This is a genomic window from Pacificispira sp. (assembly GCF_965228185.1).
Taxonomy (GTDB): domain Bacteria; phylum Pseudomonadota; class Alphaproteobacteria; order UBA8366; family Aestuariispiraceae; genus Pacificispira.
This window is the reverse complement of record NZ_CBDDHE010000008.1, coordinates 365,648-391,767: the sequence shown is the minus strand read 5'-3', so window position 1 is coordinate 391,767 and position 26,120 is coordinate 365,648. Positions and strand designations below refer to the sequence as shown.

The following is a 26,120-nucleotide window of genomic DNA, read 5'->3' as shown; positions in this document are numbered from 1 at the left end:
GATCGCGTGGTGCGGGTTCAATGGGGCCTCACGAATCGGTGGTGTCGGCGGGCGGACGGGCAGTAAACCGGCTTTAGCTTGCGATCGACCGATTTCGGAGGCGCGGCGCCTCGCGGTATAGGAATATGGTCCGGGGAGTGATTTAGGTGGAATATTCCGAAGGGTTGGAGCAGGCACAGTCGTATGCGGAACGTACCCTGGATCTGATGCGCGAACATCAGATTCCGGCGACGCCGCGGAACTTCGCCGTCTGGTACTCCTATGTGAATGAGAAATATCCGGATCTGAAGAAGACCCTGGATGTGCTGCGTTCCAACAAGCAGAACTTCACGCCCGAGAAAAACGACGAGATCTACGACAAGTTCTTCACGCATAACGAGGAAGGCCTCGCGCTGCAGGAGACGTCGAAACGGATCGAGGATCAGGTCGGCCGCGTGCTGACCATGATCGGCGATGCATCGGGCGGGGTGGAAAACTTCGGACAATCGCTGCAGGACAGCCTGGGCGCAATCGCCGAATCCCAGGGGCTGGACGGGATTCGCGCCGCGGTGCAGAGCCTGGCGATGGAAACCCAGAAAATGCAGCAGTCCAATTCGGCGCTGCAGGAAAAGCTCAAGGAGAGCTCGCAGGAAATCGCCTCGCTGCGGCAGAATCTGGAAGATGTCCAGCGCGAGGCGATGACCGACGCGCTGACCGGGATCGCGAACCGCAAGATGTTCGACGCGACCCTGCGCAAGCGCGCGATGGAAGCGATGGAAGACGGCACGATGCTGTGCCTGGCCCTGACCGATATCGATTTCTTCAAGAAGTTCAACGATACCTATGGCCACCAGACCGGCGACCAGGTGCTGAAGCTCGTCGCCCGCATCATGCAGGGCAACGTCAAGGGCAACGATCTCGCCGCGCGCTATGGCGGCGAGGAATTCGCCCTTATTCTGCCGAATACGGAGCTGAAACACGCCCGGACCCTGTGCGACAAGATCCGGGACACGGTGTCGACCAAGCGTATCCGGAACCGCCAAACGGGCGAGGAAATGGGCAATATCACCTTGTCCATCGGCGTCGCCCAGTTCCGCCCGGGCGAACCCCTGTCCGATCTGATCCACCGGTCGGACGAGGGCCTGTACTTCGCCAAGGGCAATGGCCGGAATCAGACCGTCCTGGAAACCCAGCTGGAAACGATCGAGGCCCGCTGAGGCGCGTGACCCGGCTTCGGACGTCCTTGCGGCCTTGCCGGTCGGCGGCGACTCTGTTTGTCTAAACCCTTCATCGCGAAAGCGGATCGCGGTCTGCGCCCGATGGCGCTACCGCCCAAAAGGGGAGGTCGACCGTGGCGACGGTCGAACCGAATGGCCTGACGGCGCGGCTGCGCCGGTTTGTCGGCAACGAGCAGATACGCGTCGCGTGTCTGGCCGTCTTTGTGGGCGGATTGGGCGGCGGTGCCGGCATCGCTTTCCGTGAAGCGATCGGCCTGATTCAATACCTGTTCTTCGGCTTTTCGGACGAGCGATTTCATTCCAACGCCGAGGCGATTCCGTTCTGGATCATCCTGCTGGCGCCTGCTGTAGGCGGCCTGATCGTCGGTTTGATCGTGCATTACCTGATGCCGGACCGGCGGCCCCAGGGTGTCGCTGACGTCATGGAGGCATCCGCCTTCCGGCGCGGTCGGATGAGCCGCCGCATGGGGATCGGCGGCTTCGTCGTGTCGGCCATCACCATCGGGTCGGGCGCGTCGGCGGGCCGGGAAGGTCCCGTGGTCCATTTCGCCGCCTTCCTGTCGACCCTGGTGTCGCGCGCCTGCGGGCTGGATCCGGAATTCCGGCGCATTCTATTGGGCTGCGCCGTGGCGGCCGGGGTGGCGTCCAGCTTCAACGCGCCCATCGCCGGCGTCTTCTTCGCGCTAGAGGTCGTCATTGGCTCCTACGCGCTGGCCAATTTCGCGCCGGTGGTCTTCGCCTCGGTGACCGGTACCATCGTCAGCCGCTCCTATTTCGGCGATTTCCCGGCCTTCATCATCCCGCAGCACGAAATCGCATCCTTCTGGGAATTCCCGGCCTTCGCCATTCTGGGATGTCTCAGCGCCGCCGTTGCCATGGCGTTGGTCTGGTCGGTCAAGATCGTCCGTACGGCCCATGACCACATCAAGATTCCGCCGATGCTGCGCCCGGCGGCGGGCGGGCTGTTGGTAGGGGCGATCGGGATCTTCTTCCCGGAAGTCATGGGCGTCGGCTATGAGGCGACGGACGAGGCGCTGAACGAGATGCTGCCGCTCTACATGCTGGTCCTGTTGATCGTGACCAAGACGGCGGCCACGGCAATCACGCTGGGATCCGGTTTCGGCGGCGGGATCTTTTCGCCGTCCCTGTTCCTGGGCGCCATGCTGGGCGGTGCTTTCGGGCTGATCGCCACGGAGTTCCTGCCGCATCTGTCCTCCGGCCACGGCGCCTATACGCTGGTCGGGATGGGGGCGGTGGCCGGTGCGGTACTGGGCGCGCCGATCTCCACTTTCTTCATCGTCTACGAACTGACGCGGGAACCGGCCCTGACCATCGCGGTGATGATCGCGACCGTGATCGCGACACAGATATTCACCGCGCTTTATCAGCGTTCCTTCTTCCATTGGCAGTTGGCGGAGCGCGGCATCAACCTGATGGGCAGTCGCGAATCCAGGATCATCCGCCAGACCAATGTCCAGGCGGTGATGGAACAGGATTACGTCACCATCCAGCCCAACGCCCTGTTGCCGGAAATGCGCGATAAGCTGACCCAGACCCGCTACAGCGAGATATTCGTTACCGACGAGGAGGCGCGGCTGGTCGGCACCATCATGCTGGCCGATCTGGGCAAGCACGCCTTCACCCATGACCGCGACAAGGATCTGCGCGCCATCGATGTCTGCCGCCGGTCGCCGCCAGTCGCCACGGTCGATATGGACCTGGAGGAGGCGATGAACCTGTTGGAGGATTGCAACGAGGAGCATATCGCCGTCGTTGCCGGCCCCGACGACCCGCGCCTGATGGGCGTGCTGCACGAGCATGACGTCATGGCCCGTTATCACCAATGCATCATCGAAACCCGTCGGGAAGAGGCGATTTGACCGGTCCGGCCCCCCATAACATTCCGGCCCCGCCGCGTCCGGTTACCTCGGACCGGCCGGCGCGCGGCATGGCCTTCGCGGTCTTCGGGTCGCTGCTGCTGACCTTGAACGACAGCGTCGCGAAACTTCTGTCCGAAGGCTGGCCGGTCGGCGAGATCATGGGGCTGCGCGGGACCGTCATCGTGACGGCAATCCTGGTGATCATGGCGATCCGGGGCAATCTGTCGGCTTTGCGGATTCAGAACAAGCCGGTCATGGCCGTCCGCGCCCTGTCGATCACGGCGGCGACCTTCACCTTTCTGACCGCGCTCAGCCTGATGCCGATCGCCGATGCGCTGGCCATCGCCTTCATCTCGCCCGTCTTCGCGACCCTGCTGGCCATCGCGATCTTGAAGGAGAAGGTCGGCTGGCGGCGCTGGGCGGCGATGGCGATCGGTTTCGTCGGCGTCTTCATCGCCCTCAATCCGGGCGGGCTTCTGTCCGGCGAGCCCGCGCCCTATGGCTGGCAGGTGGCGATGCTGCCGCTGGTCACGGCCCTATTGATCGCGGTGCGCGACGTCTCCTCCCGCCGGTTGGTGTCGGGCGACGATTCGCTGGCGATCATGTTCTATACCGTGCTTTGTGTCGCGGTCGCGGGCTATGCGACGGCGCTGGGCGGGGAATGGGTGATGCCGGGAGATTTCGAAATCGGCCTCGTCCTGGCCTCCGCCGTTTTCATGTTCGGCGCCTATTTCTTCCAGATCGAAAGCTTCCGCTTCGCCCCGGTCAATCTGGTCGCCCCCTTCCGTTATGTCAGCCTGCTGTTCGCCACCTTGATGGGCTTCCTGATCTGGGGCGATGTCCCGGCCTGGAACATGGCCCTGGGCGGGGCCGTCATCGTCGCCAGCGGGTTGTTCATCTGGTGGCGCGAAGGCCGCGGCAAAGCCTGACCCCGCCTGACCGCCACCTGACCGCCGCCTGGGGCGCAACTGGCCCCATACTTGCCATAACACCGGCATAAGCGCTGAAAAGCGGCATTTTTCCCTCTTTCTGCCTGTTTAATAGGCGGAAGGGCGCAAAATAATGCCGAAATTTTCAGCATAAGGGCCAGAGGCCCATTTGTCGGGGTGCGGTTGAAAGATCGGGGCAGGGGTGCCGCCGGTCCCGATACCGCGTTGGAAATCGGAGAGGCATTCCATGAAAAAATCGGTTTTGGGGCGGGCTGCGCTGGGCGCGGCCGGATCGATGCTGGCCGCGGCGCCGGCTTTCGCGCAGGGCGGCGGCGGGGCCGATACGGCCTGGATTCTGACCGCGACCGCGCTGGTCCTGTTCATGACCCTGCCCGGACTGGCGCTGTTCTATGGCGGGCTGGTTCAGGCCAAGAACGTGCTGTCGGTCCTGATGCATTGTTTCGCCATCGCCTGCCTGGCGTCCTTGCTGTGGTTCTTCGGCGTCTATAGCCTGGCCTTCAGCGACGGCGGGGCGTTGAACGACTGGGTCGGCGGTCTGGACAAGGCCTTCCTGGCCGGGGTCGATTGGGATGCCGCGGCGGCGGGTCTGCCGGAAAGCGTCTTCGTCATGTTCCAGATGACCTTTGCGATCATCACCCCGGCGCTGATCGTCGGCGCCTATGTCGAACGCATCCGCTTCGCGCCGGTCCTGTGGATCAGCGGATTGTGGCTGGTCGTGGTCTATGGCCCGGTCTGTCATTGGGTCTGGGGCGGCGGCTGGCTGGGCCAGATGGGCGTCCTGGATTTCGCAGGCGGTCTGGTCGTCCATGCGACGGCGGGCACCTCGGCCCTGGTGATCGTCAAGCTGCTGGGCGCGCGGCCCGGCTATCCGGCACAGCTGCGCCCGCCGCACAGCCCCGGTCTGACCATGATCGGCGCGGCCATGCTGTGGGTCGGCTGGTTCGGCTTCAACGCCGGCAGCGCGCTGTCCGCCGGATCGGGCGCGGGCATGGCCATGCTGGTCACGCATCTGTCCGCCGCCACGGCCTCCCTGGTCTGGGTCGCCATCGAATGGATGAAGTTCGGTAAGCCCAGCCTGGTCGGCGTTGTCACCGGCATGGTCGCCGGTCTGGCGACGATCACCCCGGCCTCGGGCTTCGTCGGCCCGGTAGGCGGCTTCTGCATCGGGCTTGCGGGCGGCTTCATCTGCTACTTCGCGGTCACGATCATCAAGGACCGCTGCGGCTTGGATGATTCGCTGGACGTCTTCGCGGTGCACGGCGTCGGCGGGATCCTGGGCACGCTGATGGCCGCGATCTTCGGGGCGTCGGCCTTCGGCGGCGTCGGCCTGGCCGAGGGCGTGGGCATCGGCGAACAGCTGGGCATCCAGGCCATCGGCGTCGTCGCGACCGTTGTCTGGTCGGCCGTGGCGACTTTCGTTATCGTATTGTCGGTGAAGGCCTTCGTTCCGCTGCGCGCCAGCGACGACGATATGGCTGAAGGTCTCGACCTCTCCCATCACGGGGAACGGGACTATAATTTCTGACCGCCTGCCGTCACGAAAGGAGAAGACCCATGAAAATGATCGTAGCCATCGTGAAGCCCTTCAAGCTGGAGGATGTGCGGGAGGCGATGACCGGCCTGGGCGTCCAGGGCATGACCGTGACCGAGGTCAAGGGCTTCGGGCGTCAGCGCGGCCAGACCGAAATCTATCGCGGTGCCGAATATGTCGTCGATTTCGTCCCCAAATCGCGGATCGAGATCGTCGTCGACGACGACCGCGCGGCGGCAGTGGTGGAGGCCATCGCGGCCTCCGCCAAGACCGGCAAGATCGGCGACGGCAAGATTTTCGTCCTCGATGTCGGCGAAGCGATCCGCATCCGCACCGGGGAGTCCGGCGGCGAGGCGCTGTAACGCCCCTCAGAGGCCGAAACGCCCCTCACCCCAACCCTCTCCCCCAGGGAGAGGGAGTAAAAAAATGGGGCCTCTCCCCCCGGGAGAGGGGGTACCATAGTGCAGCCCCGTAAAGCCCCTCTCCCCCTGGGAGAGGGGTTGGGGTGAGGGTCCGAAGGGCATGCGGTGAGGGCCCGAAGGGGAGGCAGTGAGGGCGAGCCGCCCGCAAGGCATCGAGAAATTTGTGGCCCTTTCGTTCCGAATCGCGTGGGAACGGGATGACCCTTTCCCTAGGCGGCACTATACTCATGGGCATGTCAGACCCCTTCGATTACGACGATCTCGACTTCCCGACGCCCAGCGGCCCTGCGCCCGCCTATCCGGGCCGTCCTGCCGCGCCGCCGCCCTGGCTGGAGCGGCTGAACGACGCCCAGCGTGAGGCGGTGGAGGCGATCGACGGGCCGGTGCTGGTGCTGGCCGGCGCGGGCACGGGCAAGACCCGCGTCCTGACCACGCGCCTCGCTCAGATCCTGCACGAGGGGCGGGCCAAGCCCTATCAGATCCTCTGCGTCACCTTCACCAACAAGGCCGCGCGCGAGATGAAGGAACGGGTGGCCGATCTGGTCGGCCCGGCGACGGAGGGCATGTGGCTGGGCACGTTCCATGCGCTGGGCACGCGCATCCTGCGCCGCCATGCGGAACTGGTCGGCCTGAAATCCAACTTCACCATCCTGGATACGGACGATCAGATCCGCCTCTTGAAGCAGATCCTGGAGGCGGAGCATATCGACGACAAGCGCTGGCCCGCGCGCATGCTGATCCATGTCATCCAGCGCTGGAAGGACAAGGGCCAGACGCCGGACCGCCTGACCCCGGCGGAGGCGGGCGAGATCGCCAATGGCCGCGCGGTGGAAATCTATCGCCAGTATCAGGAACGCCTGAAAATCCTGAATGCCTGCGATTTTGGCGACCTGCTGCTGCACAATCTGACGATCTTCACCCAGCATGAGGACGTCATCCGGCAATACCGCCGCCTGTTCCGCTATTTCCTGGTCGACGAGTATCAGGACACCAACGTCTCGCAATATCTCTGGCTGCGCCTCCTGGCCCAGGGCCACGAGGACGGCCAGACCAATATCTGTTGCGTCGGCGACGATGATCAGTCGATCTATGGGTGGCGCGGGGCGGAAGTCGGCAACATCCTGCGCTTCGAAAAGGACTTTCCCGGCGCCAAGGTGATCCGGCTGGAGCGCAATTATCGCTCCACCCCGCATATCCTGGGTGCGGCCTCGGGCCTGATCGAACGGAACGAGGGTCGGCTGGGCAAGACCCTGTGGACCGACCGCAACGATGGCGACCGGGTCGTGGTGCGCGGCTTGTGGGACGGCGACGAGGAGGCGCGGGAGATCGCGTCCGAGGTCGAGGCCCTGCAGATGAAGAAACATCCGCTGGACGAGATCGCGATCCTGGTCCGCGCCGGGTTCCAGACCCGCGAGTTCGAGGAACGCTTCATCACCCTGGGCATCCCCTACCGCGTCGTCGGCGGTCCGCGCTTCTATGAGCGCGAGGAAATCCGCGACGCCATCGCTTATCTGCGCGTGATCCATCAGCCGGCGGACGATCTGGCCTTCGAGCGCATCGTCAACAAACCCGCCCGCGGCATCGGCAAGACCACGTTGCAATCCGTCCACGCCGCCGCGCGGCTGGAGGGCCTGCCGCTGTCCATCGCCGCGCAAAGGCTGGTCGAGACGGACGAGCTGAAACCGGCGGCGCGGGGCAAGCTGCGCGCGGCGCTGGATCTGTTCGACCGCTGGCGCGACCTCGCCGCCGGGGCCGATCATGTGGAACTGACCGAAACCGTGCTGGAGGAAAGCGGCTATACCGATTTCTGGCAGCAGTCGAAAAAGCCCGAGGCCCAGGGCAAGCTGGAAAACCTCAAGGAACTGCTGACCGGGATGGAGGAGTTCGACGACCTGCCCGGCTTCCTGGAACATGTCAGCCTGGTCATGGAGATCGAACAGAATACCGACCTTCCCATGGTCTCGGTCATGACCCTGCACGCCGCCAAGGGTCTGGAATTCGACACCGTCTTCCTGCCCGGCTGGGAGGAAGGCCTGTTCCCGCATCAGCGCGCGATGGACGAAAGCGGCCTCGCCGGGCTGGAGGAGGAACGCCGCCTCGCCTATGTCGGCATCACGAGGGCCAAGAAACGCTGCGAGATCAGCTTCGCCGCCAACCGCCGCATCCACGGCTCCTGGCAATCGGCCCTGCCCAGCCGCTTCATCGACGAACTGCCCGCCGACCATATCCAGATGGAGGCCGACCGCGGCGTCTATGGCGGCATCGGCGGCGGCCGCGCCGAAGACCGCGCCGCCTTCACCTTCGGCGGTTACGGCGGCGGCAACGCCTATGGCGGGGGATCATACGGAGGCGGTAACACCGGCGGCGGCTATGGTTCAGGGGCGGGCGGCAGCGGCCCGAAAGACGGATACGGCGGCACCGGCGGCGCCGCCTATGGCAACCCCGCCACCGCCTATTCCTCCCAGGGCGGCGGCCCCGGCTGGCAGCGCCTCAAACAACGGGGCCTCAGTTCCACCCGCCCCCCCAACATCGACGCCGACCGCACCCAGGACCACGATTTCGGCGAAGGCGAACGCGTCTTCCACCAGAAATTCGGCCCCGGCACCATCACGGACATCAACGGCGACCGGCTGACGATCGAGTTCGACAAGGCGGGCACGAAGACCGTTGTTGCGGGGTTTGTGGAGCGAGGGTAGCTTGTGTTGGGAAACAACCATTGGGTTTATCCGATGGTTGGGCTAGAGACGCAGAGTTCGTAGGTGCTGCTTGTCGACTCAAGACATCCAAATTGCGCTTCTATCGAAAGGCTACTTTCCAAAGGAGCTACCTAACGTTTTCACTACAAATGATTTTGGGGAAAAATCACTTGAGCTCATGGTCGCATGGCTCAATGCTGATTTGTATAAACTAGACAAAAAAATCGGGAAAACGCCTTTAGGATTTCAAAAGAAGGGTGGTTATACGTACAAAATTTCTGCCACAGAGCCTGAGTTGCTCACAAAGCCCAAGAAAGGTTTTGAAAGGCGCAACCTTCATATAACGCACCCTCTTCCACAATTGTTGCGGCGATTATATACTTCGCACACCCGCCTAGACTCCCACACCATCCAGTAGTAGGATTTTCCCGCTTAAACTGATGCGGGAGGGCGATATGCCAACAACTGGATTGCACGGACCCCACCCCCTAACAAGGGATGCAATCAACACCAACGTAACTAGAACCTCTGCCGGCGCATATGCCTTGGGGAAAACCAAGGATGGCACGTTTCTCGTCAGCCGGGTCGGTCGCGCCGATAAGGATCTCGCTAAGCGGCTTGGTGACTACATCGGGCAATACGCTCAGTTCAAATACGGGTACTTGGGTAGCCCCAAGGCGGCCTTCGAAAAGGAATGCGGCCTCTATCACGATTTCAGTCCGCCCGGTAACAGCTACCATCCAGACAGACCAGACGACACTAACTGGGCGTGTCCCTTTTGCGCGGTGTTTGATGATTAGCCTTTACGGCTAAGGCGTGGACATCCCGAAGCGCCATAAGATAGCCATGATGCCAGTAAATGCGCTCTGGAGATCCGGCGTTAAGGTGGCGTTGTTCGCCCAAAAGAACCGCATCCTCAGCAAGGAATGCGGTCAGGCCAGCAATGCGTTCTCTCACCAGCCCAGACCAACTCATTTGGTCTCGTCGCTCTTTCTCTCGGATCGTCGCTGCGTCATGCGCTTAAGCTTCTCCTCAAACGCTTTCTCATCCTCATCGGCGCCAAGTTCTTTGGCCTTATCGATGAACTTTTGAGACTGTTCTGTCTGCTTGCGACCAGTGGGAGGCATTTATGCACCTCGTCTATATTGATGACGCCAAGGACGACCGACTCGCTTGCTTTTCCGCTATCGTCATCCCCGAAGATAAGTGGCAGGACGCACTTGTTCACATGGTTGAGATGCGCCGCGCGCTTTGGGAATCAGACAACATTTACAAGACTAAAGAGGTTCATGCCACCGAATGGGTTGGAGGGCGCGGCAGAGTTTCCCCCCGATATGTACCAAAGGGTGCAAGGGTTCGGCTTTTCAACTACATCCTCAGCAGCGTTGCCCTGCTTCCGGGCGCCCAGTTGTTCAATGCAGCCGCCCGTCGACGGGACGAAGACCGGTTGTTCGAGTTCCTATTGAACCGGATAAACGTCAACATGTCGAAATCAAGTAGCCGCGCAATGTTGATTTCTGACGAGGGGAAAAGCTACGACTCCCTACTTCGTCGAATGCGGCACCACAACTACATTCCCAGCCAGTACGGGGCATGGAACCCAGGCAGCTACACCAAAAACATTCAGATCAACAGGATCGTCGAGGACATTAGCTACCGCGACTCTGCGCGGTCTCTCTTCATTCAGGCCGCCGACTGCTGCGCATACGCCTTGTTAAGGAGGGAAAATCCGATCCCCTCCAAAATTAAGTATGGGCTCCACAGATCTTTCTATATCTGCGAACCGATAATGGTGAAGCAGGCTAGCGGCCGCGACCCTCACGGGGTGATACGTTGAGGCCCCGGCTCGTCGCCGGGGCCTATGCGGTGCCGGTAAAGGCGATGCGCCAATCCTAGCCCCGCGATTAGATTTTAACGCGATTTGCGTTTTTTGCCTACTAAATCCCCTCGTATACGAGACGCTTGCCACCGATGCCGCGCAAAATCAGTTCCGACCGTTCCGCATCCGACACGCCCCGCGCGTTATGGCGGAAGTCGAACTCTGCCAGATACCGCTTCAAGTGCTGCTGGCTGACATGGTGATAGGCACCGTGCAGGCCGCGCTTGAGAAGCGAGAAGAAGCTTTCCACCGTGTTGGTGTGCATGAACGAACCGTGCCGCACATACTCGTCTACGGAATGGTTCACCGTACCGTGGCCCGCGAACTCCTCACCCGTCTTGATGTAGACCAGTGACTCGTCCGTCATCAGGTATGACTTGCGGTCGATCTGGGTAACGAGGATCGGGCGCAACGTCTTTGCCGTGACCGTCTTGAGGTGGAAGGACTTAACCCGACCGTCGCGCTCGACCAGCGAGACAACGGCCTCTTTCTTCGGCGGCTCCTTATAGGCCCGGTTCTTGGCCTTGCCACCAACGTAGGTTTCGTCGGCTTCCACCACTTTGTTCTGACCGCCAAGAGCGCCCATCGGGTCGCTGTTGTCCCGCATTGCTTCGCGGAGACGGTGCGCCATGAACCATGCGCTCTTGTAGGTAATCTCAAGCGTCCGGTGAAGCTGATGGGCACTGATGCCCTTCTTGCTGGACGCCATCAGGTATGCGGCCTGGAACCACTTGTGCAGCGGGATATGGGACGACTCGAAAACCGTACCAACGCGCACCGTGAACTGCTTCCGGCAATGGCCGCACTTCTTCAAGCCCTGACGGGTGCTCTTGCCCTTCAATTCGTAGATGCGCTCACGGCCTCCGCAGTGAGGGCAGATCGGGCCGTTGGGCCACACGATTTCCTCAAGCTTGGCGAAGGCGGCGGCTTCATCGTGGAAGTAGGGCTTGCTGAGAACGCTCATCGGACAACCACCTGTTTTCTTTGACACTCAACAGATGGTAACCCGATTCGGGTTTTTCAAGTATATAATCGCCATTGTTGCTCGCGAAAGAAATTTCAGAAAATTGGAATGTTGTCTCAAAGTGGCTCTGCCGTCGGAAGTATTCATCTGATGAAATTCGAATTTCTCAAGATTATGAAAGATCCATAAAGGGGATAAATTTTCCTCTTCACAGAGCTAGGGTTTCATATCTTGAGTCTTCTTCTGACTGGTTGGTGAAGACAGATATATCACGTTTCTATCCAACTATTTACACGCATTCAATTGCTTGGGCTGCGTATGGAAAGGAAAAGGTTAAAGAGAATATTGGATTGTGCAAAGGATCTCTTGCTGACCGACTTGATGTTTTAGTTAGGGCTTGCAACAGAAACCAAACAGTAGGGATTCCCATTGGTCCGGAAACCTCCAGAATTATAGCAGAGGTCATCTCTTCTAGAGTGGATGAAGATTTTTCAAGAAGAATTAGTTACATTGATTCGGAATACATTGATAGGCTCCAAGATGACTGGAATGTTGGCGTTAACTCGTTGGAGGAGGCTGAAAATGTAATATCTGTTATAAATAGAATATATAGAGAGTTCGGTCTGGAAATAAATGGTAATAAAACTTCAATAGAACATATTCTTTCTGGTAGAGATTTGGATTGGGTTTCAGAGCTTAATTCTTTTCTTTCTCATGGAAAACGTCAGTTAGGTGGAGCTAGGCTCAAGGAATTTCTTTCTATCTGTGTGAGTTTGCAGACAAAGAATCCAACGGAGAGCGTTGTTAGCTACGCGCTTTCAGTTATTGAGAGTCAGAAATTTGACGAGGATAGTGTAGAGTATCTGGAGTCATTTCTTCTAAAAGCAATGGTAATCGCGCCAGATGCGTCCGATAGAATTTGCCGAATTCTAATAAACTTGAATTTCAAGAACAGAAACATTTCATCAAAAAGAGTATCTGAAAGATTTCTCAAGCTTGCCGAGAAAAATTTAGAAAAGGGAAATGTCTATGAGGCGATATGGCAAATTTATACAATTAGAGGGCTGAAGAGGCCAGTTTTTAGCCGGACGATTGGGGAGTTGGTGGAGGGCCTAAACTCATCAGCTTTATCTCTAATACTGCTTGATATGCAAGATGTTGGCGTTTTCCTTGGGGGGCTCCCAAAGGATAAATGGGAGAAAGATATATCTATTGACCAGATAACCGGATCTTGGATTTGGCTCTTAGCTTATGAAGGTATTAGGCATGGTTGGCTATCCGATAATAACAATGTATCGGCCCATCCACTATTCAAAGAGATGTATGATCGTGATATTGTTTTCTACGATAGAAAGAGAAATGTAAAAACATCAATTTCAACAGCGAGAAAATCAAGTAAAGTTAGGTGGAGTCAAATTTTGGAAGTAATGAAACACATCAAGGTCGCTAGGGGTTTGTCTAAAACTATGTATTTAGATTTTAATGATTATTGATTGCCTGTTCTGGTCTTATCTTATCTCACCCCCGATACACCAACAGCACCGTGCACCCGTTCTCCGATCCCGCGCTGTGGACCGCGCCGATGGCGCGTTGGCAGTATTGGCCTTTGGTGTAGGTGTATTCGTCGTCGTGGAAATCGCCGTCCAGGACGTAGATTTCTTCCAGCTGGTCATGGGCGTGGGGCGGGGAATAGGCGCCGGGGGCGATTTGCATCAGGGCGGTGGACTCGCCGGTTTTGCTGTCGGTGAAGATCGGCTTGATGCGGAAGCCGGGGGCGTCGGTGTCCTGCCAGTCGGCGGCGCCGGGGTCCAGGAACGCGGTGCCGGTCTGTTGGCGGTCGATGGCTTTCATGGCGGACGCTCCCTTGCCTCTCTCGGTTGGCGGTAATCCGGGTGCCATCCTAGGCCCGCGCCTGGGGCGGGGGAAGGGGGGACCGGCGCGGCGGCGTCTCGGGGAGGAAAGGCGCGGCGCGCGTCAGGGGCAGGTTACATCCGACGCCCTGGCCTCGGTCGCGCCGAAGCTGGCGAGAAAATTGCCGACGGATTCGAAGGCGGCGACCATGGCGACGGCCAGGCGGTCGGGGCGTTGCTGGAACTCGTAGCTCTTGATCGTCGCCTGGGCACGCAGCTCCTTGATCGCGGCGGCGACCCGCTTTTCGTTCGCGCCGGTCAGGTCGATCAGGCCCAGCTGCGCCGGGTCGGGCGGGCCGGACAGATATTCGAATGGCTCCGGATAGGCGAGCAGATAGACCCCGTCCTCGTTCAGGCCCAGGGCGCGGACGAACTGCCGGGCATGGGGATAATTATAGGCCTGCAACAGCAGATCCTCGTCCTTGGTTTGCTGGATCGCGGCAATGCGGTCGCCGAATTGCGGATGGATCGGGACCAGCAGCCCGGCCAGCAGGGCATTGTCCTGCACGCCCAGGGCCTGGGACAGGCGCGGCACGTCGCTGAGGATATCCAGCACATGGCGGACGACATAGCGCCGTTGGGCGCAGGAGGATTGCGCGCTGCTGGGAAAGGCGACATAGGCGAAATAACCGAACCGCCCGTCCGGCCCATAGGACGTGTCATAGAGCGAGACGCCGAGATCCAGCAGCTCGATCTCCGCCGTCGCCTGGGGAGGTGGCGGCGGGGCCGGTTCGATGCCGGCGGCGGTCGGCGGCATCGCCGATTCCAGAATGGTGAAGGCCTGCTGCCCCAGCCCTTCGATCCGTCCGGCCCGGCGCGGATAATCGACCGCCGCCTCGCCATAGGCATTGGCCGCGCTTTCCAGCAATGTCGCGGAATCCTGCGCCATCATCATCGCCGCCTGCGCCGCCCGGACCGCGCTTTCGATATCGCCCGCCTGCAGCGCGGATTCGGCCGCGGTGACGGATTGCTCGGCCTGGTCGGCACTGGCCTCGATCAGCGCGACCTGCTGTGCCGCCGGGTCGTTCTGCCCCGATTTGTCGAAACTGGCGGTACAGGCCGCCGTCAGCAGCAGCGCGGCGGTCCATGCGATCCGGATCAAGGCGGTCATTGGCCGTTCCCTTCGTCTTTCTTGCCGTCGAAAAAGGCATGGCGCACCAGTCGGATGGCAAAGGCGATGACCGCGCCGATGCCGGCCGCCGCCAGCGGGGACAGTGCCAGCCCGTTCATTTCAACGATGTAGTAATAAATCGCAAAGGACAGCGCCGTCGCGATCAACGCATCGATGCCGCCGCCCTTGATCGTCAGAAAACTCTTCAGAAACGCGCCCAAAACCCCCTCCTCTGCCCCGCCAGTATCGGCCGACAATGGTCATCTAATCATATTCCACTGCAATATAGAATGGTAAACGGGCTGTGGATGGTGCGGTTTGCAACCTTGATTTGTCGGATTGTCCCGCCCCCGGTTGAAGCGCCCCCGGTTCTTCCATAGACTTTTCCGGTCCGAAAACGGCGGGGGAGAAGCGGTGCGGACGGTTCTGACGATACTGGCGTTTGCGGCGGTCTTTTCGGTCGGCGCGATGGGCGGCGGCGCAGTCCGGGCGGAGGACCGTCTGGCCCTGGTGATCGGCAATTCGGATTACGCGATCGGGCCGCTGGCCAATCCGGTCAACGATGCCGGGTTGATGGCGCGGTCGCTGACCGAGGCGGGATTCGACGTCACGCAGGCGTCCGATCTGGGCTATCGCGACATGCAGCGCGCGGTGGTTCATTTCGCGCGGCGGCTGGCCGCGTCCGGCCCCGACACGGTGGGCATGGTCTATTACGCCGGCCACGCGGTACAGGCGGAGGGCGAGAATTATCTGATCCCCGTCGATGCCGATATTCAGGACGCGCTGGATCTGGAAATCCAATCGCTGAAAATCGACACGGTGATGCGCAGCCTGGAAAGCGCCGGCAACCGGCTGAACCTGGTCGTGCTGGATGCCTGCCGCAACAATCCCTTCCCGGCGGTGAGCCGCTCGGGCATGCGCGGCCTGGCGCGGGTCGATGCCCCTTATGGCACCCTGCTGGCCTATTCCACCGCGCCGGGAGAGGTGGCGGCGGACGGGACGGACCGCAACAGCCCCTATACCGCCGCCCTGGCGCGGACCCTGCGCACGCCCGGCCTGCCGGTGGAGCAGGTCTTCAAACAGGTCCGCATTTCGGTCATGGAACGGACCGGCAACCGGCAGGTGCCTTGGGAAAGCTCGTCCCTGACTGGGGATTTCTATTTCTTCCCGCCGGCCGAACCCGCGCCGCCCATTATGGCCGCCGCCGCGCCCGCCGTTTCCGCCGAACCGGACCGCAGCGCCGAAATCGCCTTCTGGAACTCGGTCGCGGATAGCGGCGACAAGGTTCAGCTGGAAAGCTATCTGCAGGCCTTTCCGGACGGTCTCTACGCGCCGCTGGCCAGCGCCAAGATCGCGGCGCTGGGTCAGGCCCCCGCCGTCGCCGCCGCGCCCGCTGCCCCACCGGCGCCGGCAGCCGCGCCATCTCATCCCTATGACGGGACCTGGCGGTTCACCTGGGAGGTCGAATCCGGCTTCGCGCATTCGGATTGGTGCCGGGCCGGGGAATCCGGCAGCCAGGACCTTTCGATCCGCAACGGCCGGTTCAAGGGCGACATGCGCTCGGAAAAAGGCGGCCGGGCGGATCTGAAGATCCAGATTTCGGACGGCGGTTCGGCCACGGTCGAAACCTATATCGGCAGTTGGGGCTATTATCCGCGCCGCCGCACGGTCCTGAATGTCGGCGACGGCAGCGGGTGGGGCAGCATCTCCGCTCCCAGCGGCAATTCCTGCATCGCCCGGATGGAGCTTGTTCGGCTGTCCGAATAGGGATGCCCCGCCCGCGTCGTTTCGCAGCGCTGGCACAGCCCGGAATCGCCGTTACTATGTCATCGCCGTGCCATCGGACCGTGCCGCCATAAGGTCGGCCGGGGCGCGGGGGTAGGCTTTGTTCAAGACAAGAATAAAAATCCGTTCGGGAGGTTTGGATCAGCATGAATTTCACCTTGTTGCACGGCGCCTGGCATGGCGCCTGGTGTTGGGATTTTGTCACGCCGCTGCTGCGGGAGCGCGGGCATCGCGTGTCGCGGCCGGTTCTGTCGGGCCTGGGCGAGAATGCGCATTTCCTGTCGTCCGAGATCACGCTTCAGACCTGGGTCGACGAATTGGTCGCCCATCTGGAGGCGGAAAACATGTCCGACATCGTTCTGGTCGGTCATTCCTTCGGCGGCAATGTCATCACCGGCGCCGCGGCGCGGGTGCCGGACCGGATCGCGAAGCTGATCTATCTGGACGCCATGGTGCCGCAAAGCGGCGTCGCGCCGTGCGAGACGGTGCCGCCCAAGGTCTGGGCCGAACGCCGGGCCGGTGTGATCGACCATGTCGGCGTGCCCTGCCTGCCCTGTCCGCCGGCCGCCGCTTTCGGTGTTTCCGACGCGAAGCAGGTGGAATTCATCGACCGGCATCTGACGCCGCATCCGGTGCGCACCTATGAGACGGCGATCGACTTCGACGGCGACCCGGGGGCCGGGCTGGACGTCGCCTATATCATGGCGACCGCGCCGGTCTATACATCGCTGGCGGCACACCGCGAACGGGCGAAGGATCTGGGCTGGCCGATCCATGAGATCGCCTGCGGCCATGATGCGATGATCGCGAAGCCGAAGGATCTGGCGGACCTGCTGGAAGGATAATAGGGCGGGCGGTCAGTCGTTCGCCTCATGGCTCTCCAGATTGCTCGCGTCGAAACGGAAGGGCGCGGGCATTTTGGCATAGGGTCCGCCAATGGCCGTCCCCGAGCACCATTGCAGGGTGCTGTAGGCCAGCTTGATCAGGATGTCCTCGTCCATGATGTGGGTGACGCCGGCTTCGACGCCGGTCTTGCTTGCCGCCTCGCCGAAGCGGATGGCGCTTTCCACGTCTTGTTTGGATTCCGACGTCAGCTTGAGGAAAATGCCGGAGAATCCCGCCTTGCGCAGTTTGGCCAACACGTTCTGTGGCTGAACACGAATGCCGGTCATCGGCAGGACCGCGCTTAGTTTTCGGCAATGGTTCCGCAGCGGAGAGGTCAGCAGCGACAGGCGGGTATCCGGCACGCCTTCCGGAATATCCGTTACCACGGCGTGCAGCCGGGCCAGGATATGGTGCGGCAGTTCCTTCAACAGCGCGAAGATTTCCTCCTGCCCCTTGCGGTTGGCCAGGGTTTCGAAATGAAAGCTGGCGGCAAAGTTGCATTCCCGGCCGCTCAGCAGATGCTCTGTCATTTCCAACAATCCGCGCTCAAGCGCCGCGATGTCCAATTCCACGATCCGCGTGACATCCGGATCGGCACCCAGCACGTCATATCCCCAGTCAGGGCGGTCCGACAGCGGCGCGCTGCGGGTCGGCAGGCAAACGAAGGACCCGACGCTGGGCTCACCGATGCGCCAGAGCGGTACAAAGCAAAATTCTATCTCGCCACCCTGAACGGCGCCCAGCTTGTCCAGAAGTTCGTTGCGGCGGCTTTCGAATTTTTGGGGTTCCTGCGGGGCGGCCGTGCCAGACGGCGCCGCGTCCGACGGCGCCGCAGTCGTCTCACTCGGCGATTTCTTTTTGACCTCGGTGACGCGCTCTTCCAGGGCGTTCAGGAAAGCCGCGGGCGTGTCGTCGGCGGAGGGCGCGGAAGCGGTTTGGGCCCGGCAGGGATGGACGACACTCTTCACGCTGAGGCCCTGCGTGTCGCTGGACCCGAACAGCGACCGGTTGACGAAACCGGCGATATTGGTTGCGGCGGTTCGGGCTTCCAGTTCTTCCGACGTGTCGAATATGATCAGAAAAGACGCGTCGCGGCAGCGGCAATACATATCCTTCGGGCCGCAATAGCGCTGAACGGCCTTCTCGATCAATTGCGAAACCAGGGCCTGGGAATGGTTCCAGCGTTCCTCCCCAAGGCGCGCTTTCAGGTCGTCGATTCCGATACAAATGATCTGTCCGAGATTGAAATCCGATTCCCCGGAGCGCGACGACACCGCGCCCAGGATCTTGTCCATACCGTCTAGTTTCTGAGGGGCCATGTCTGCAAACTTCTACCTGACTGCCGGGCTGTGCGGTGGTGACTATGCGATGGCGGCAAGATCGGTCCTTTCCAGCTTCCTGGCATCGAATTCGAACGGCGCCGGCATGGTTTCGAACGGTCCGCCGAGGGATTGGCCAGCGCAAACCTTTGCGGTGCTGTAAGCCAGCTTGAACATATGCTCGTCGTCCGGAATGGCGGTGACGCCCGAGACGCCGCCGATCGCATTGATCTTGTCGATCACATGCAGGATCCAATCCATGTGGTTGCGGGTGATCGTCTGGTTGGCTCTGACGAAGATGCCATTGAAGCCGCAGGACTTGAGTCGGGCCAAAGAACGGACGACATTCCCTTCCAGCTTACTGGGCACGATGATTGCCCCGATTTCCTTGCAGAAGGGTTTCAGGTGACCGGTTATGTCCGTCAGGCGCCCATCCGGAACCCCCTGCGGCACATACATCACATTGGGAAGGATGCTCTGGCGGAGGCGTTGCGGCAGTGAGCTCAGCAAGGACGAAATCTCGTTCCGCCCGCGATAGTTCGTCAGTGTCTCGAAATGGAAGTTTGGCACCAGCTGGCATTCGCGCCCGGCGACCAAATGATCCGTAAGTTCGATCAGGCCATGTTCCAATGCTGCGATATCCAGGTCGACGACTTCCGATATCTGCGGATTGGCGCCAAGAACCCCGTAATTCCATGTCGTTTCGCCCACCATTGTCGACGGGCGCGTGGGCGCGCAATTGAATGTCCAGATCTTGCGTTCGCCGTTGAACCAGATCGGCAGGAACCGGAACTCGACCGGCGCATCCTTGATGACGCTCAACTTGGCCAGAAGCTCCGCGCGGTTGCCTTTCGGAATGGACGGCAGCTTTCCGTCGGCGCCGGCGCGGCCGGCGGTTGGGGCGATAGCGGCGGGGGAGATAGCGGCGGGTGTGGTAACCGCTGGGCGGTCCGAGCCCGGCGCCGGTTCATGGTCGTCGTTGCTGATGGAAACCCTATGCGCCTTGCTTTGCAGGGCGTTCAAAATCCCCTGCGGATCCTTGGCCGCCGACAAGGTGAGGTTGCGGCCGGACTGACTGATGCCGCGCACCGTGACCGCGCGCAGTTCCTCCGTTCCCATAAGGATCTTGTTCACGGCATTGGCGATGGCGGCGGAAACCAGCTCCGCCTTGTCGGCGCTGCGCGATGCGAAAACGATCAGAAAGGACGCGTCGCGGCATTTGAAATAGGCGTCTCGCGCGCCGCAATGCTCCCCGATCGCCTTTTCGATCGTGTCGCCGATATGGTCTTGCGCCTTTGCCCACCGCGCATCGCCCAGACGTTCTCTCAGATCCTCGGCTCCCAAGCAGACGATCTGGCCAAGATTCAGCGACTCGGAACCTTCTGCCGCCCCCACAAGGGCCAGAAATTCCGTCATAGAGCCACATTTCTTCGCGCACATGCCGCTTAACTCCATCAGTCCAACAGGTCGGGTCTGGGAAGTGTATTGGGCACGGGGTTAACATTCGGTTAGGCGTCGACATGTTTCGGAAAAAGGATCCAGCGTTCCGGAGAATCGACGATGGCGGGGCCTAGAGTCCCAAGGATTCTGGGATTTCCTTATGGTCCGATGCATAGAGAAGAATCTGGTCCACCGTTTCGTCTTCAGCCGATAAGGGAAGGAAAATTCGTTCCTCCCGTACCATGTTGCCTGTCAGGCTGCGCAGGGTGTCACGGCGAAACAAGGGTTCGTGCCGCTCGATCACGGCGGCATAGCTCCGCAGGGCGTTTTCCGGACTGGGGCCGTGAAAGGCGGAGGAGACTGTGAGACCGGTCGGGTCGCGACCGCGAAAGGTGACTTCCCGCGTGCCGACTACTTTATAAACCAGGTCCAGAGGGTCGGTCGAAACGACGGTCAGGAGGGTGACCCCCGGAAGCAGTCTGTGAAAGTCCAGGGGGTCGATATCCGACCGGGACGGGCTGCGTCGGGAACCGCGCCGGTCGTTCCAGTAGTGGTAGATTTCGCGAATGTCGTCCCCGCAATCCGACAGGAATGCGGTGCCGAACTCAAACCCAGGTTGGATGGTCCGTCCCATATGATCCCAATTCTAGACCGTGCCCCGGCGGGGATTGTAGAGACAAAACCTTTCCGTACGGGTTAACGAATGGGGATCAATCGTCCGGATCAGTATTTGCACTCTTCATAGATCGGATCGATCTTGCCGCCCCAGCGCGTCTCATAGGCTTCCAGCAGATCCTCGGCCAGGGTCTTGCCCGACTCGACGATGGATTCCAGCGGCTTGATATACTGGGTCTCGTCCAGGCCCGAGGTCGGGCTCAACCGCGCCCGGCGTTCCAGGCCGCCGCGGCAGATCTTCAAGACATCGCGCGCGACATCCAGCACCGTGCCGTCGCGGAACGGCGTCTTCAGGGCGGTTTTCGGCACGCCGTCGCGCATCGCCGAAATCTCGTCGATGCTCCAATCGGCGATCAGCGCCGCGGCTTCCGACTGCGCCTGCGCGTCATACAGCAGCCCGACCCACAGCGAGGGCAGGGCGCAGAGATTGCCCCAGGGCCCGCCGTCGGCGCCGCGCATCTCGATGAATTTCTTCAGCCGCACTTCCGGGAACGCGGTGGTCATATGGTCAGACCAGTCGGTCATGGTCGGCTTCTTGCCTTCGAAGCCTTCCAGCTTGCCCGCCATGTAATCGCGGAAGCTCTTGCCCGACACGTCGTGATAGACGCCGTCGCGGTAGACGAAGTACATCGGCACATCGAGCAGATAGTCGACCCAGCGCTCATAGCCGAACCCGTCTTCGAAGACGAAGGGCAGCATGCCGCAGCGGTCGGGATCGGTATCGGTCCAGACATGGCTGCGATAGGACAGGAAGCCGTTGGGCTTGCCTTCGGTGAAGGGCGAATTCGCGAACAGCGCCGTCGCCATCGGCTGCAGCGCCAGCGAAATGCGCATCTTTTCGATCATGTCGGCTTCGGTTGCGAAGTCCAGATTGACCTGAACCGTGCAGGTCCGGCACATCATGTCGAGGCCCAGATTGCCCTTTTTGGGCATGTATTCCTTCATGATCTTATAGCGGCCCTTGGGCATCCAATGGATGTCCCCGCGCTTCCAGATCGGGTTGAAGCCGAGGCCGACCGTGCCGGCGCCGACCTCGTTACAGGCCTCGACGACCTGGTGCAGGTGGCGGTGCACCTCGCTGCAGGTCTGGTGGATGTTTTCCAGCGCCGCGCCGGACAGTTCCAACTGGCCGCCCGGTTCCAGCGTCACCGACGCGCCGTCGCGGCCCTTCAGCGCGATGATGTTGCCCTTTTCCAGGACCGGTTCCCAATCCGGGCCGGACAGGCTTTCCAGCAGCCCTTTCACGCCGGGCGTGCCGTCATAGGCCAGCGGGCGCAGCGAGTCGGCGCAATACAGAAACTTTTCGTGTTCCGTCCCGATGCGCCACTTGTCGCGCGGCTTCTCGCCGGACGCGATATAGGCGATCAACTGATCCTTGGAATCGATGACGGTTTCGTCGAGGGCGGCGGGGGACGACATCTAACGTTCCTCACAATGGCGGCCCTTATTCCCGGGCCTTGAGCTTCGATCACCCGCGTGGTTCGGGGCGGTACGACCCATCCCCCACAACGGCCTGCCAGACGGCCAGGGCCGCCACTGCCGCCGTCTCCGCCCGCAGGATTCTCGGGCCGAGACCGACGGCCTGGACTAAAGGCGAGCGACGCATGAAGTCAAGTTCCGCCACGGAAAAACCGCCCTCGGGTCCGGTCACAAATGCGACAGAACCGCGGGTTTCCGCGCTCGCGGCGGCGGCGAGCGGCGTTGCCTCCCCCGCCTCGGCGCATAAAAAAAGTGCGCGGCCGTCGGGCCAGTCGCGGATCAGGTCGGTCAGTTTGACCGGTTCGGTCACTTCCGGCACATCCAGGCGCTCGCTCTGTTCGGCCGCTTCGACGGCGGTCGCCTGCAGGCGGTCGGTCTTCACCCGTTCCGCCTGGGTGCGCTCGGTGATCAAGGGGATCAGGCGGGAAACCCCCAGCTCCGTCGCCTTCTGGACGATGAAGTCGGTCTGGGTCTTCTTGACCGGCGCGAAGGCCAGCCAGACATCCGGCGAGGCGGCCTGGACGCGGCGGCGCTCCAGCAGGGTGATGTCCGCCTTCGACTTGCCGATGGCGGTCAGTTCGCCGGACCATTCGCCGTCGCGGCCGTTGAACAGGATCAGCCGCGCGCCCTCGGTCAGGCGTAATACGCGGCCCAGGTAATGTGCCTGGTCCTGAGTTGCCTGGACCGGGCTGCCCTCGGTCAGATCCTGCGCGACGAAAAGACGGGTTGCGGTGGCCATGCCGGACACTATTCTCGGCTTCGCATCCGAGTTCAAGGAAGCGGTGAACCATGACCCCTGCAAACAGCCCCTCAGACAGCGATCCGGCGCGCCGGGACCGCAGCGACATCATCGCCGGCAATTGGGTCGACCGCTGGCTGCCCGGCCCGGTCCGGCCCTATGCGCGTCTTGCCCGCTGGGACCGGCCGATCGGCACCTGGCTGTTGCTGCTGCCCTGCTGGTGGGGCGTCGCCATGGCGGGGCATGGATCGGGCGAACCGGTCTGGATGCTGGTCTGGTACGGCGTGCTGTTCGGCATCGGCGCGACGGCGATGCGCGGGGCGGGCTGTACCTGGAACGACATCACCGACCGGGATATCGACGGCAAGGTCGCGCGCACCGCGACGCGGCCCATCCCCTCCGGCCAGGTCAGCGTGAAACAGGCGCTGGCCTTCATCGCGCTGCAATGCCTGGTCGGTCTGGCGGTCCTGACACAGTTCACCTGGGAAGCGATCATCGTCGCCATCGCCTCGCTGGCCGTGGTCGCGATCTATCCCTTCATGAAGCGCTATACCTATTTCCCGCAGGCCTTTCTGGGCATCGCCTTCAACTGGGGCGTTTTGGTCGCGGGCGCGTTGCTGATGGGGGATATCGCGCCGCAGATCCTGGTGCTTTATGCGGCGGGCTTCTGCTGGACCATGTCCTATGACACGATCTACGCTCATCAGGACAAGGATGACGACATCCTGATCGGGGTGAAGTCGACGGCGCTGAAATTCGGCGACCGGACACGCCCGATCATCGGCGGCTTCATGGCCGCGACCCTGGTGCTGATCGCCGTTGCGGCCTGGATGCACGGCGTGGCGGGCCCGCTATTCTGGATCGGCCTCGCCGCCGCCGCCGGACATTTCGTCTGGCAGCTCAAGACCCTGGAATTCGACAATCCGCAGAACCTGATCATGCATTTCAAGGGCAACCGGCATGCCGGGATGCTGATTACCGCCGCCTTGGCCCTTGGTGGGATCACGCTGAGTTAGATGTTGGGGGGATTGTGATGTTCGGGGGCGTGTCGGGCCATCATGCGCGGGCGATAGATCGGTATAACTTTGCACGGCCGCTGACGAACCGGGAACTGGCGGAGCACCTTCGGCTGGAGGCGCGAAACAATGCCCGCGAGTCCAAATCCGTCCTCCGCCGGATTACGCGATTGTTTGGCGGCGACGATGGCGATAAGCAGCCGATATGCGGATATGAAATCAGGCGCCTACTGGAGGCGCTGGGCACCGTCGTGCCGGAAGGAAAATACAAGGACCAGGAGATGTATTTCCTTCCGTTTGAGAAAGTTGACGACCTGACGGGGCGTGTTTTGAAGGGGTTTGACGAGTGAGGTCGTATTCTTCGTTGGTGGTCGACAATACCCGCGCGGTCTCGCCGCGCCTGCTGCCCGAAATGAAGCTGTATCTGGCGCAGGACGATGTGCCGCTTTACCGCATGGGCGAGGATGAGCTGGACGCGCTGGGCATCGGCACGCCCTACTGGGCCTTCGCCTGGGCCGGCGGGCAGGCGCTGGGCCGGTATCTCCTGGACAACCCCTCCGTCGTGCGCGGCCGCAAGGTGCTGGATTTCGGGGCCGGGTCCGGCATGGTCGCGATCGCCGCGGCCCTGGCCGGGGCCTTTGACGTCATCGCCGCCGATATCGACCCCGTCGCCGCCGAGGCGATGCGCCTGAATGCCGAAATGAACGACGTCCATCTGGACATCCTGACCGAGGATGTCATCGGCAGCACCGATCCGAATTTCGAAGTCGTGCTGATCGGCGACGTCTTTTACGACAAGGGCCTGGCCGATCTGGTCCTGCCCTGGCTGCGCGAGCTTGAGGTCCTGGGCCGCACCGTCCTGATCGGCGACCCGGGCCGCTTCTATCTGCCCAGCATGGGGATGGAGCGCGTCGCGCGCTACGCGTCCGAGACGACCGGCCTGATGGAAGACACCGATCTGCGCAATGCCGGCGTCTGGCGGCTGCGCGACGTGGCCTAAGCCGAAAATTCATAAAAAATCTACCAAAGGATGTTATGATCCCCCCACGCTATTCCGGGGGGCGCCATGACATTCCGTTACGATTTCTCTGCCGTCGGGCCGGATTTTCCGGTGGCGCGGGTGGCGGAGACGATCCGCGATTTCAAGACCTATCTCGGCGCGTCGGGCGTGCCGCGCAAATCGCTGGAATCCTCCCTGTTGATGGCAAGCTGGAACATCCAGCATTTCGGCGGGACAGGCCGGTCGGAGGAGGCGCTGTGGTACATCGCCGAGATCCTGTCGACCTTCGACATCGTCGCCGTGCAGGAGGTGAAGCGCGAATTGGACGATCTGGAGGCGGTCCTCAAGCTGATGGGCCCCTGGTGGCGCTATGTCGTGACCGACGTGACCGAGGGCACGGACGGCAATGACGAGCGGCTGGCCTATGTCTACGATTCCCGCAAGGTGCGGTTTTCCGGTCTGGCCGGGGAATTGGTGATCCCGCCGGTGGAGCTGGATGACGGCACCGAACAGCCGCCGGTCCAGTTCGACCGCACACCCTTCCTGGCCGGCTTCTCAGCCGGCTGGTTCAATTTCCAGCTGGCGACCGTGCATCTGGCCTGGGCGACCGGCGATGCGGAGGATCCCGACCGGGTGCGCGAGGCGGAGGCGCTGGCCAAGTTCATGCGGCGGCGGACCCTGACCGATCGCGGCACCTGGTCCCGCAACACCTTCCTGATCGGCGATTTCAACTTCTTCAACGAACACAGCCGCGCCTATCTGGCGCTGGAAGACAACGGCTTCACCATCCCCGTCGGGCGCGCGGAACTGACCCAGACCAATGCCGGGGCTGACGCGCGCTACTACGACCAGATCGCCTATCTGCTGGCCGACACCAATGTCGCGCCTGCCGGGCTGGGCGTGCTGGACCTGTTCGAAGTCTTCTATTCCGACGCCAATTTCACGCGGTTCTACGAGGCCGGCCTGACCCGCGCCGACGGCACCGTGCCCGGCAACAAGCGCAGCTTTTACCGCAACCATTACCGCCGCAAACAGCTATCCGATCACTTCCCGATCTGGATCGAACTGCCCATCGATTTCGGGCTGCCTTATTTGGAATCGCAGATCTGATATCGGTCCGGGCAGGGGGCCAATCATAGGGGCCCAATCATCCCTCGACGGACGACGGGGCGGGTTATATAACACCGGTTAACTGGAAATTGTCGGCCGGACGGACTCCTGC

At 61.6% G+C, this 26,120-nt stretch carries 23 protein-coding genes; 14 read left to right on the top strand and 9 right to left on the bottom strand.

The genetic code is table 11. The annotated features are described in order from the left end of the window. Positions 1-146 precede the first annotated feature (146 nt). The 7 genes from ACO06O_RS16585 (at position 147) to ACO06O_RS16555 (ending at position 10,533) form a co-directional block, all read left to right on the top strand. Positions 147-1,196: a GGDEF domain-containing protein gene (locus tag ACO06O_RS16585; RefSeq protein ID WP_421882193.1), complete on the top strand. Its 1,050-nt coding sequence runs from the start codon at positions 147-149 to the stop codon at positions 1,194-1,196. Between the two features lie 134 nt (positions 1,197-1,330). After that, a complete protein-coding gene (locus tag ACO06O_RS16580; protein ID WP_421882189.1) occupies positions 1,331-3,097 on the top strand; it encodes a chloride channel protein in 1,767 nt (588 codons plus the stop codon). Next, a complete protein-coding gene (locus ACO06O_RS16575) occupies positions 3,094-4,026 on the top strand; it encodes a DMT family transporter (RefSeq protein WP_421882185.1) in 933 nt (310 codons plus the stop codon). Before ACO06O_RS16580 ends, ACO06O_RS16575 begins: the two co-directional genes overlap by 4 nt. A gap of 247 nt (positions 4,027-4,273) precedes the next feature. Further along, positions 4,274-5,572: an ammonium transporter gene (locus ACO06O_RS16570; RefSeq protein ID WP_421882182.1), complete on the top strand. Its 1,299-nt coding sequence runs from the start codon at positions 4,274-4,276 to the stop codon at positions 5,570-5,572. 29 nt (positions 5,573-5,601) lie between these two features. Beyond that, the gene (locus tag ACO06O_RS16565; protein ID WP_421882180.1) at positions 5,602-5,940 is read left to right on the top strand and encodes a P-II family nitrogen regulator; all 339 of its coding nucleotides are present in this window, start codon (positions 5,602-5,604) and stop codon (positions 5,938-5,940) included. A 257-nt stretch (positions 5,941-6,197) separates the two neighbouring features. Further along, entirely contained in the window at positions 6,198-8,696 is a 2,499-nt protein-coding gene (locus ACO06O_RS16560) for an ATP-dependent helicase (RefSeq protein WP_421882177.1), read from the top strand. Between the two features lie 1,129 nt (positions 8,697-9,825). After that, entirely contained in the window at positions 9,826-10,533 is a 708-nt protein-coding gene (locus ACO06O_RS16555) for a DUF3800 domain-containing protein (RefSeq protein WP_421882174.1), read from the top strand. 100 nt (positions 10,534-10,633) lie between these two features. Here the strand turns inward: ACO06O_RS16555 and ACO06O_RS16550 are convergent, their stop codons facing one another. After that, on the bottom strand, positions 10,634-11,539 hold the full coding sequence (locus ACO06O_RS16550; RefSeq protein WP_421882172.1) for an IS1595 family transposase: 906 nt from the start codon (positions 11,537-11,539) through the stop codon (positions 10,634-10,636). A gap of 77 nt (positions 11,540-11,616) precedes the next feature. Between ACO06O_RS16550 and ACO06O_RS16545 the strand changes: the two genes are divergently transcribed. After that, a complete protein-coding gene (locus ACO06O_RS16545) occupies positions 11,617-13,032 on the top strand; it encodes an RNA-directed DNA polymerase (protein WP_421882169.1) in 1,416 nt (471 codons plus the stop codon). 25 nt (positions 13,033-13,057) lie between these two features. Here the strand turns inward: ACO06O_RS16545 and ACO06O_RS16540 are convergent, their stop codons facing one another. The 3 genes from ACO06O_RS16540 to ACO06O_RS16530 all read right to left on the bottom strand — a co-directional run bounded on the left by ACO06O_RS16540 (position 13,058) and on the right by ACO06O_RS16530 (position 14,781). Next, a complete protein-coding gene (locus ACO06O_RS16540; RefSeq protein WP_421882167.1) occupies positions 13,058-13,390 on the bottom strand; it encodes a cupin domain-containing protein in 333 nt (110 codons plus the stop codon). A gap of 123 nt (positions 13,391-13,513) precedes the next feature. Continuing rightward, the gene (locus tag ACO06O_RS16535; protein WP_421882165.1) at positions 13,514-14,560 is read right to left on the bottom strand and encodes a hypothetical protein; all 1,047 of its coding nucleotides are present in this window, start codon (positions 14,558-14,560) and stop codon (positions 13,514-13,516) included. After that, entirely contained in the window at positions 14,557-14,781 is a 225-nt protein-coding gene (locus ACO06O_RS16530; protein WP_421882162.1) for a hypothetical protein, read from the bottom strand. Before ACO06O_RS16530 ends, ACO06O_RS16535 begins: the two co-directional genes overlap by 4 nt. Positions 14,782-14,974: 193 nt before the next feature. Here ACO06O_RS16530 and ACO06O_RS16525 point away from each other — a divergent pair, with 193 nt between their 5' ends. Next, entirely contained in the window at positions 14,975-16,327 is a 1,353-nt protein-coding gene (locus tag ACO06O_RS16525; protein WP_421882159.1) for a caspase family protein, read from the top strand. 164 nt (positions 16,328-16,491) lie between these two features. After that, the gene (locus ACO06O_RS16520; protein ID WP_421882156.1) at positions 16,492-17,190 is read left to right on the top strand and encodes an alpha/beta fold hydrolase; all 699 of its coding nucleotides are present in this window, start codon (positions 16,492-16,494) and stop codon (positions 17,188-17,190) included. A 12-nt stretch (positions 17,191-17,202) separates the two neighbouring features. Here ACO06O_RS16520 and ACO06O_RS16515 read toward each other — a convergent pair whose 3' ends face one another. The 5 genes from ACO06O_RS16515 to ACO06O_RS16495 all read right to left on the bottom strand — a co-directional run bounded on the left by ACO06O_RS16515 (position 17,203) and on the right by ACO06O_RS16495 (position 22,882). Beyond that, complete coding sequence (locus tag ACO06O_RS16515; RefSeq protein ID WP_421882153.1) at positions 17,203-18,549, bottom strand: hypothetical protein; 1,347 nt, start codon at positions 18,547-18,549, stop codon at positions 17,203-17,205. Positions 18,550-18,591: 42 nt separating this feature from the next. Beyond that, positions 18,592-19,965 carry a hypothetical protein gene (locus ACO06O_RS16510; protein ID WP_421882150.1) on the bottom strand — a complete coding sequence of 458 codons (1,374 nt, stop codon included), beginning with the start codon at positions 19,963-19,965 and terminating at the stop codon, positions 18,592-18,594. A 154-nt stretch (positions 19,966-20,119) separates the two neighbouring features. After that, positions 20,120-20,623, bottom strand: a complete 504-nt coding sequence (locus tag ACO06O_RS16505; protein WP_421882147.1) for a PAS domain-containing protein — start codon at positions 20,621-20,623, stop codon at positions 20,120-20,122. Between the two features lie 89 nt (positions 20,624-20,712). Beyond that, the gene (locus ACO06O_RS16500; protein WP_421882144.1) at positions 20,713-22,083 is read right to left on the bottom strand and encodes a glutamate--cysteine ligase; all 1,371 of its coding nucleotides are present in this window, start codon (positions 22,081-22,083) and stop codon (positions 20,713-20,715) included. Positions 22,084-22,132: 49 nt separating this feature from the next. Further along, positions 22,133-22,882 carry a 16S rRNA (uracil(1498)-N(3))-methyltransferase gene (locus tag ACO06O_RS16495; protein WP_421882141.1) on the bottom strand — a complete coding sequence of 250 codons (750 nt, stop codon included), beginning with the start codon at positions 22,880-22,882 and terminating at the stop codon, positions 22,133-22,135. Between the two features lie 50 nt (positions 22,883-22,932). Between ACO06O_RS16495 and ubiA the strand changes: the two genes are divergently transcribed. The 4 genes from ubiA (at position 22,933) to ACO06O_RS16475 (ending at position 26,008) form a co-directional block, all read left to right on the top strand. Continuing rightward, positions 22,933-23,898, top strand: coding sequence for a 4-hydroxybenzoate octaprenyltransferase (ubiA, locus tag ACO06O_RS16490; RefSeq protein ID WP_421882138.1), 966 nt, complete (start codon positions 22,933-22,935; stop codon positions 23,896-23,898). Positions 23,899-23,915: 17 nt separating this feature from the next. After that, positions 23,916-24,248, top strand: a complete 333-nt coding sequence (locus tag ACO06O_RS16485) for a hypothetical protein (RefSeq protein WP_421882136.1) — start codon at positions 23,916-23,918, stop codon at positions 24,246-24,248. Further along, entirely contained in the window at positions 24,245-24,898 is a 654-nt protein-coding gene (locus tag ACO06O_RS16480) for a class I SAM-dependent methyltransferase (protein WP_421882133.1), read from the top strand. The genes ACO06O_RS16485 and ACO06O_RS16480 overlap by 4 nt, the downstream gene beginning before the upstream one ends. 66 nt (positions 24,899-24,964) lie before the next feature. Next, positions 24,965-26,008, top strand: coding sequence for an endonuclease/exonuclease/phosphatase family protein (locus tag ACO06O_RS16475; protein WP_421882129.1), 1,044 nt, complete (start codon positions 24,965-24,967; stop codon positions 26,006-26,008). The last annotated feature ends 112 nt before the right edge of the window (positions 26,009-26,120 follow it).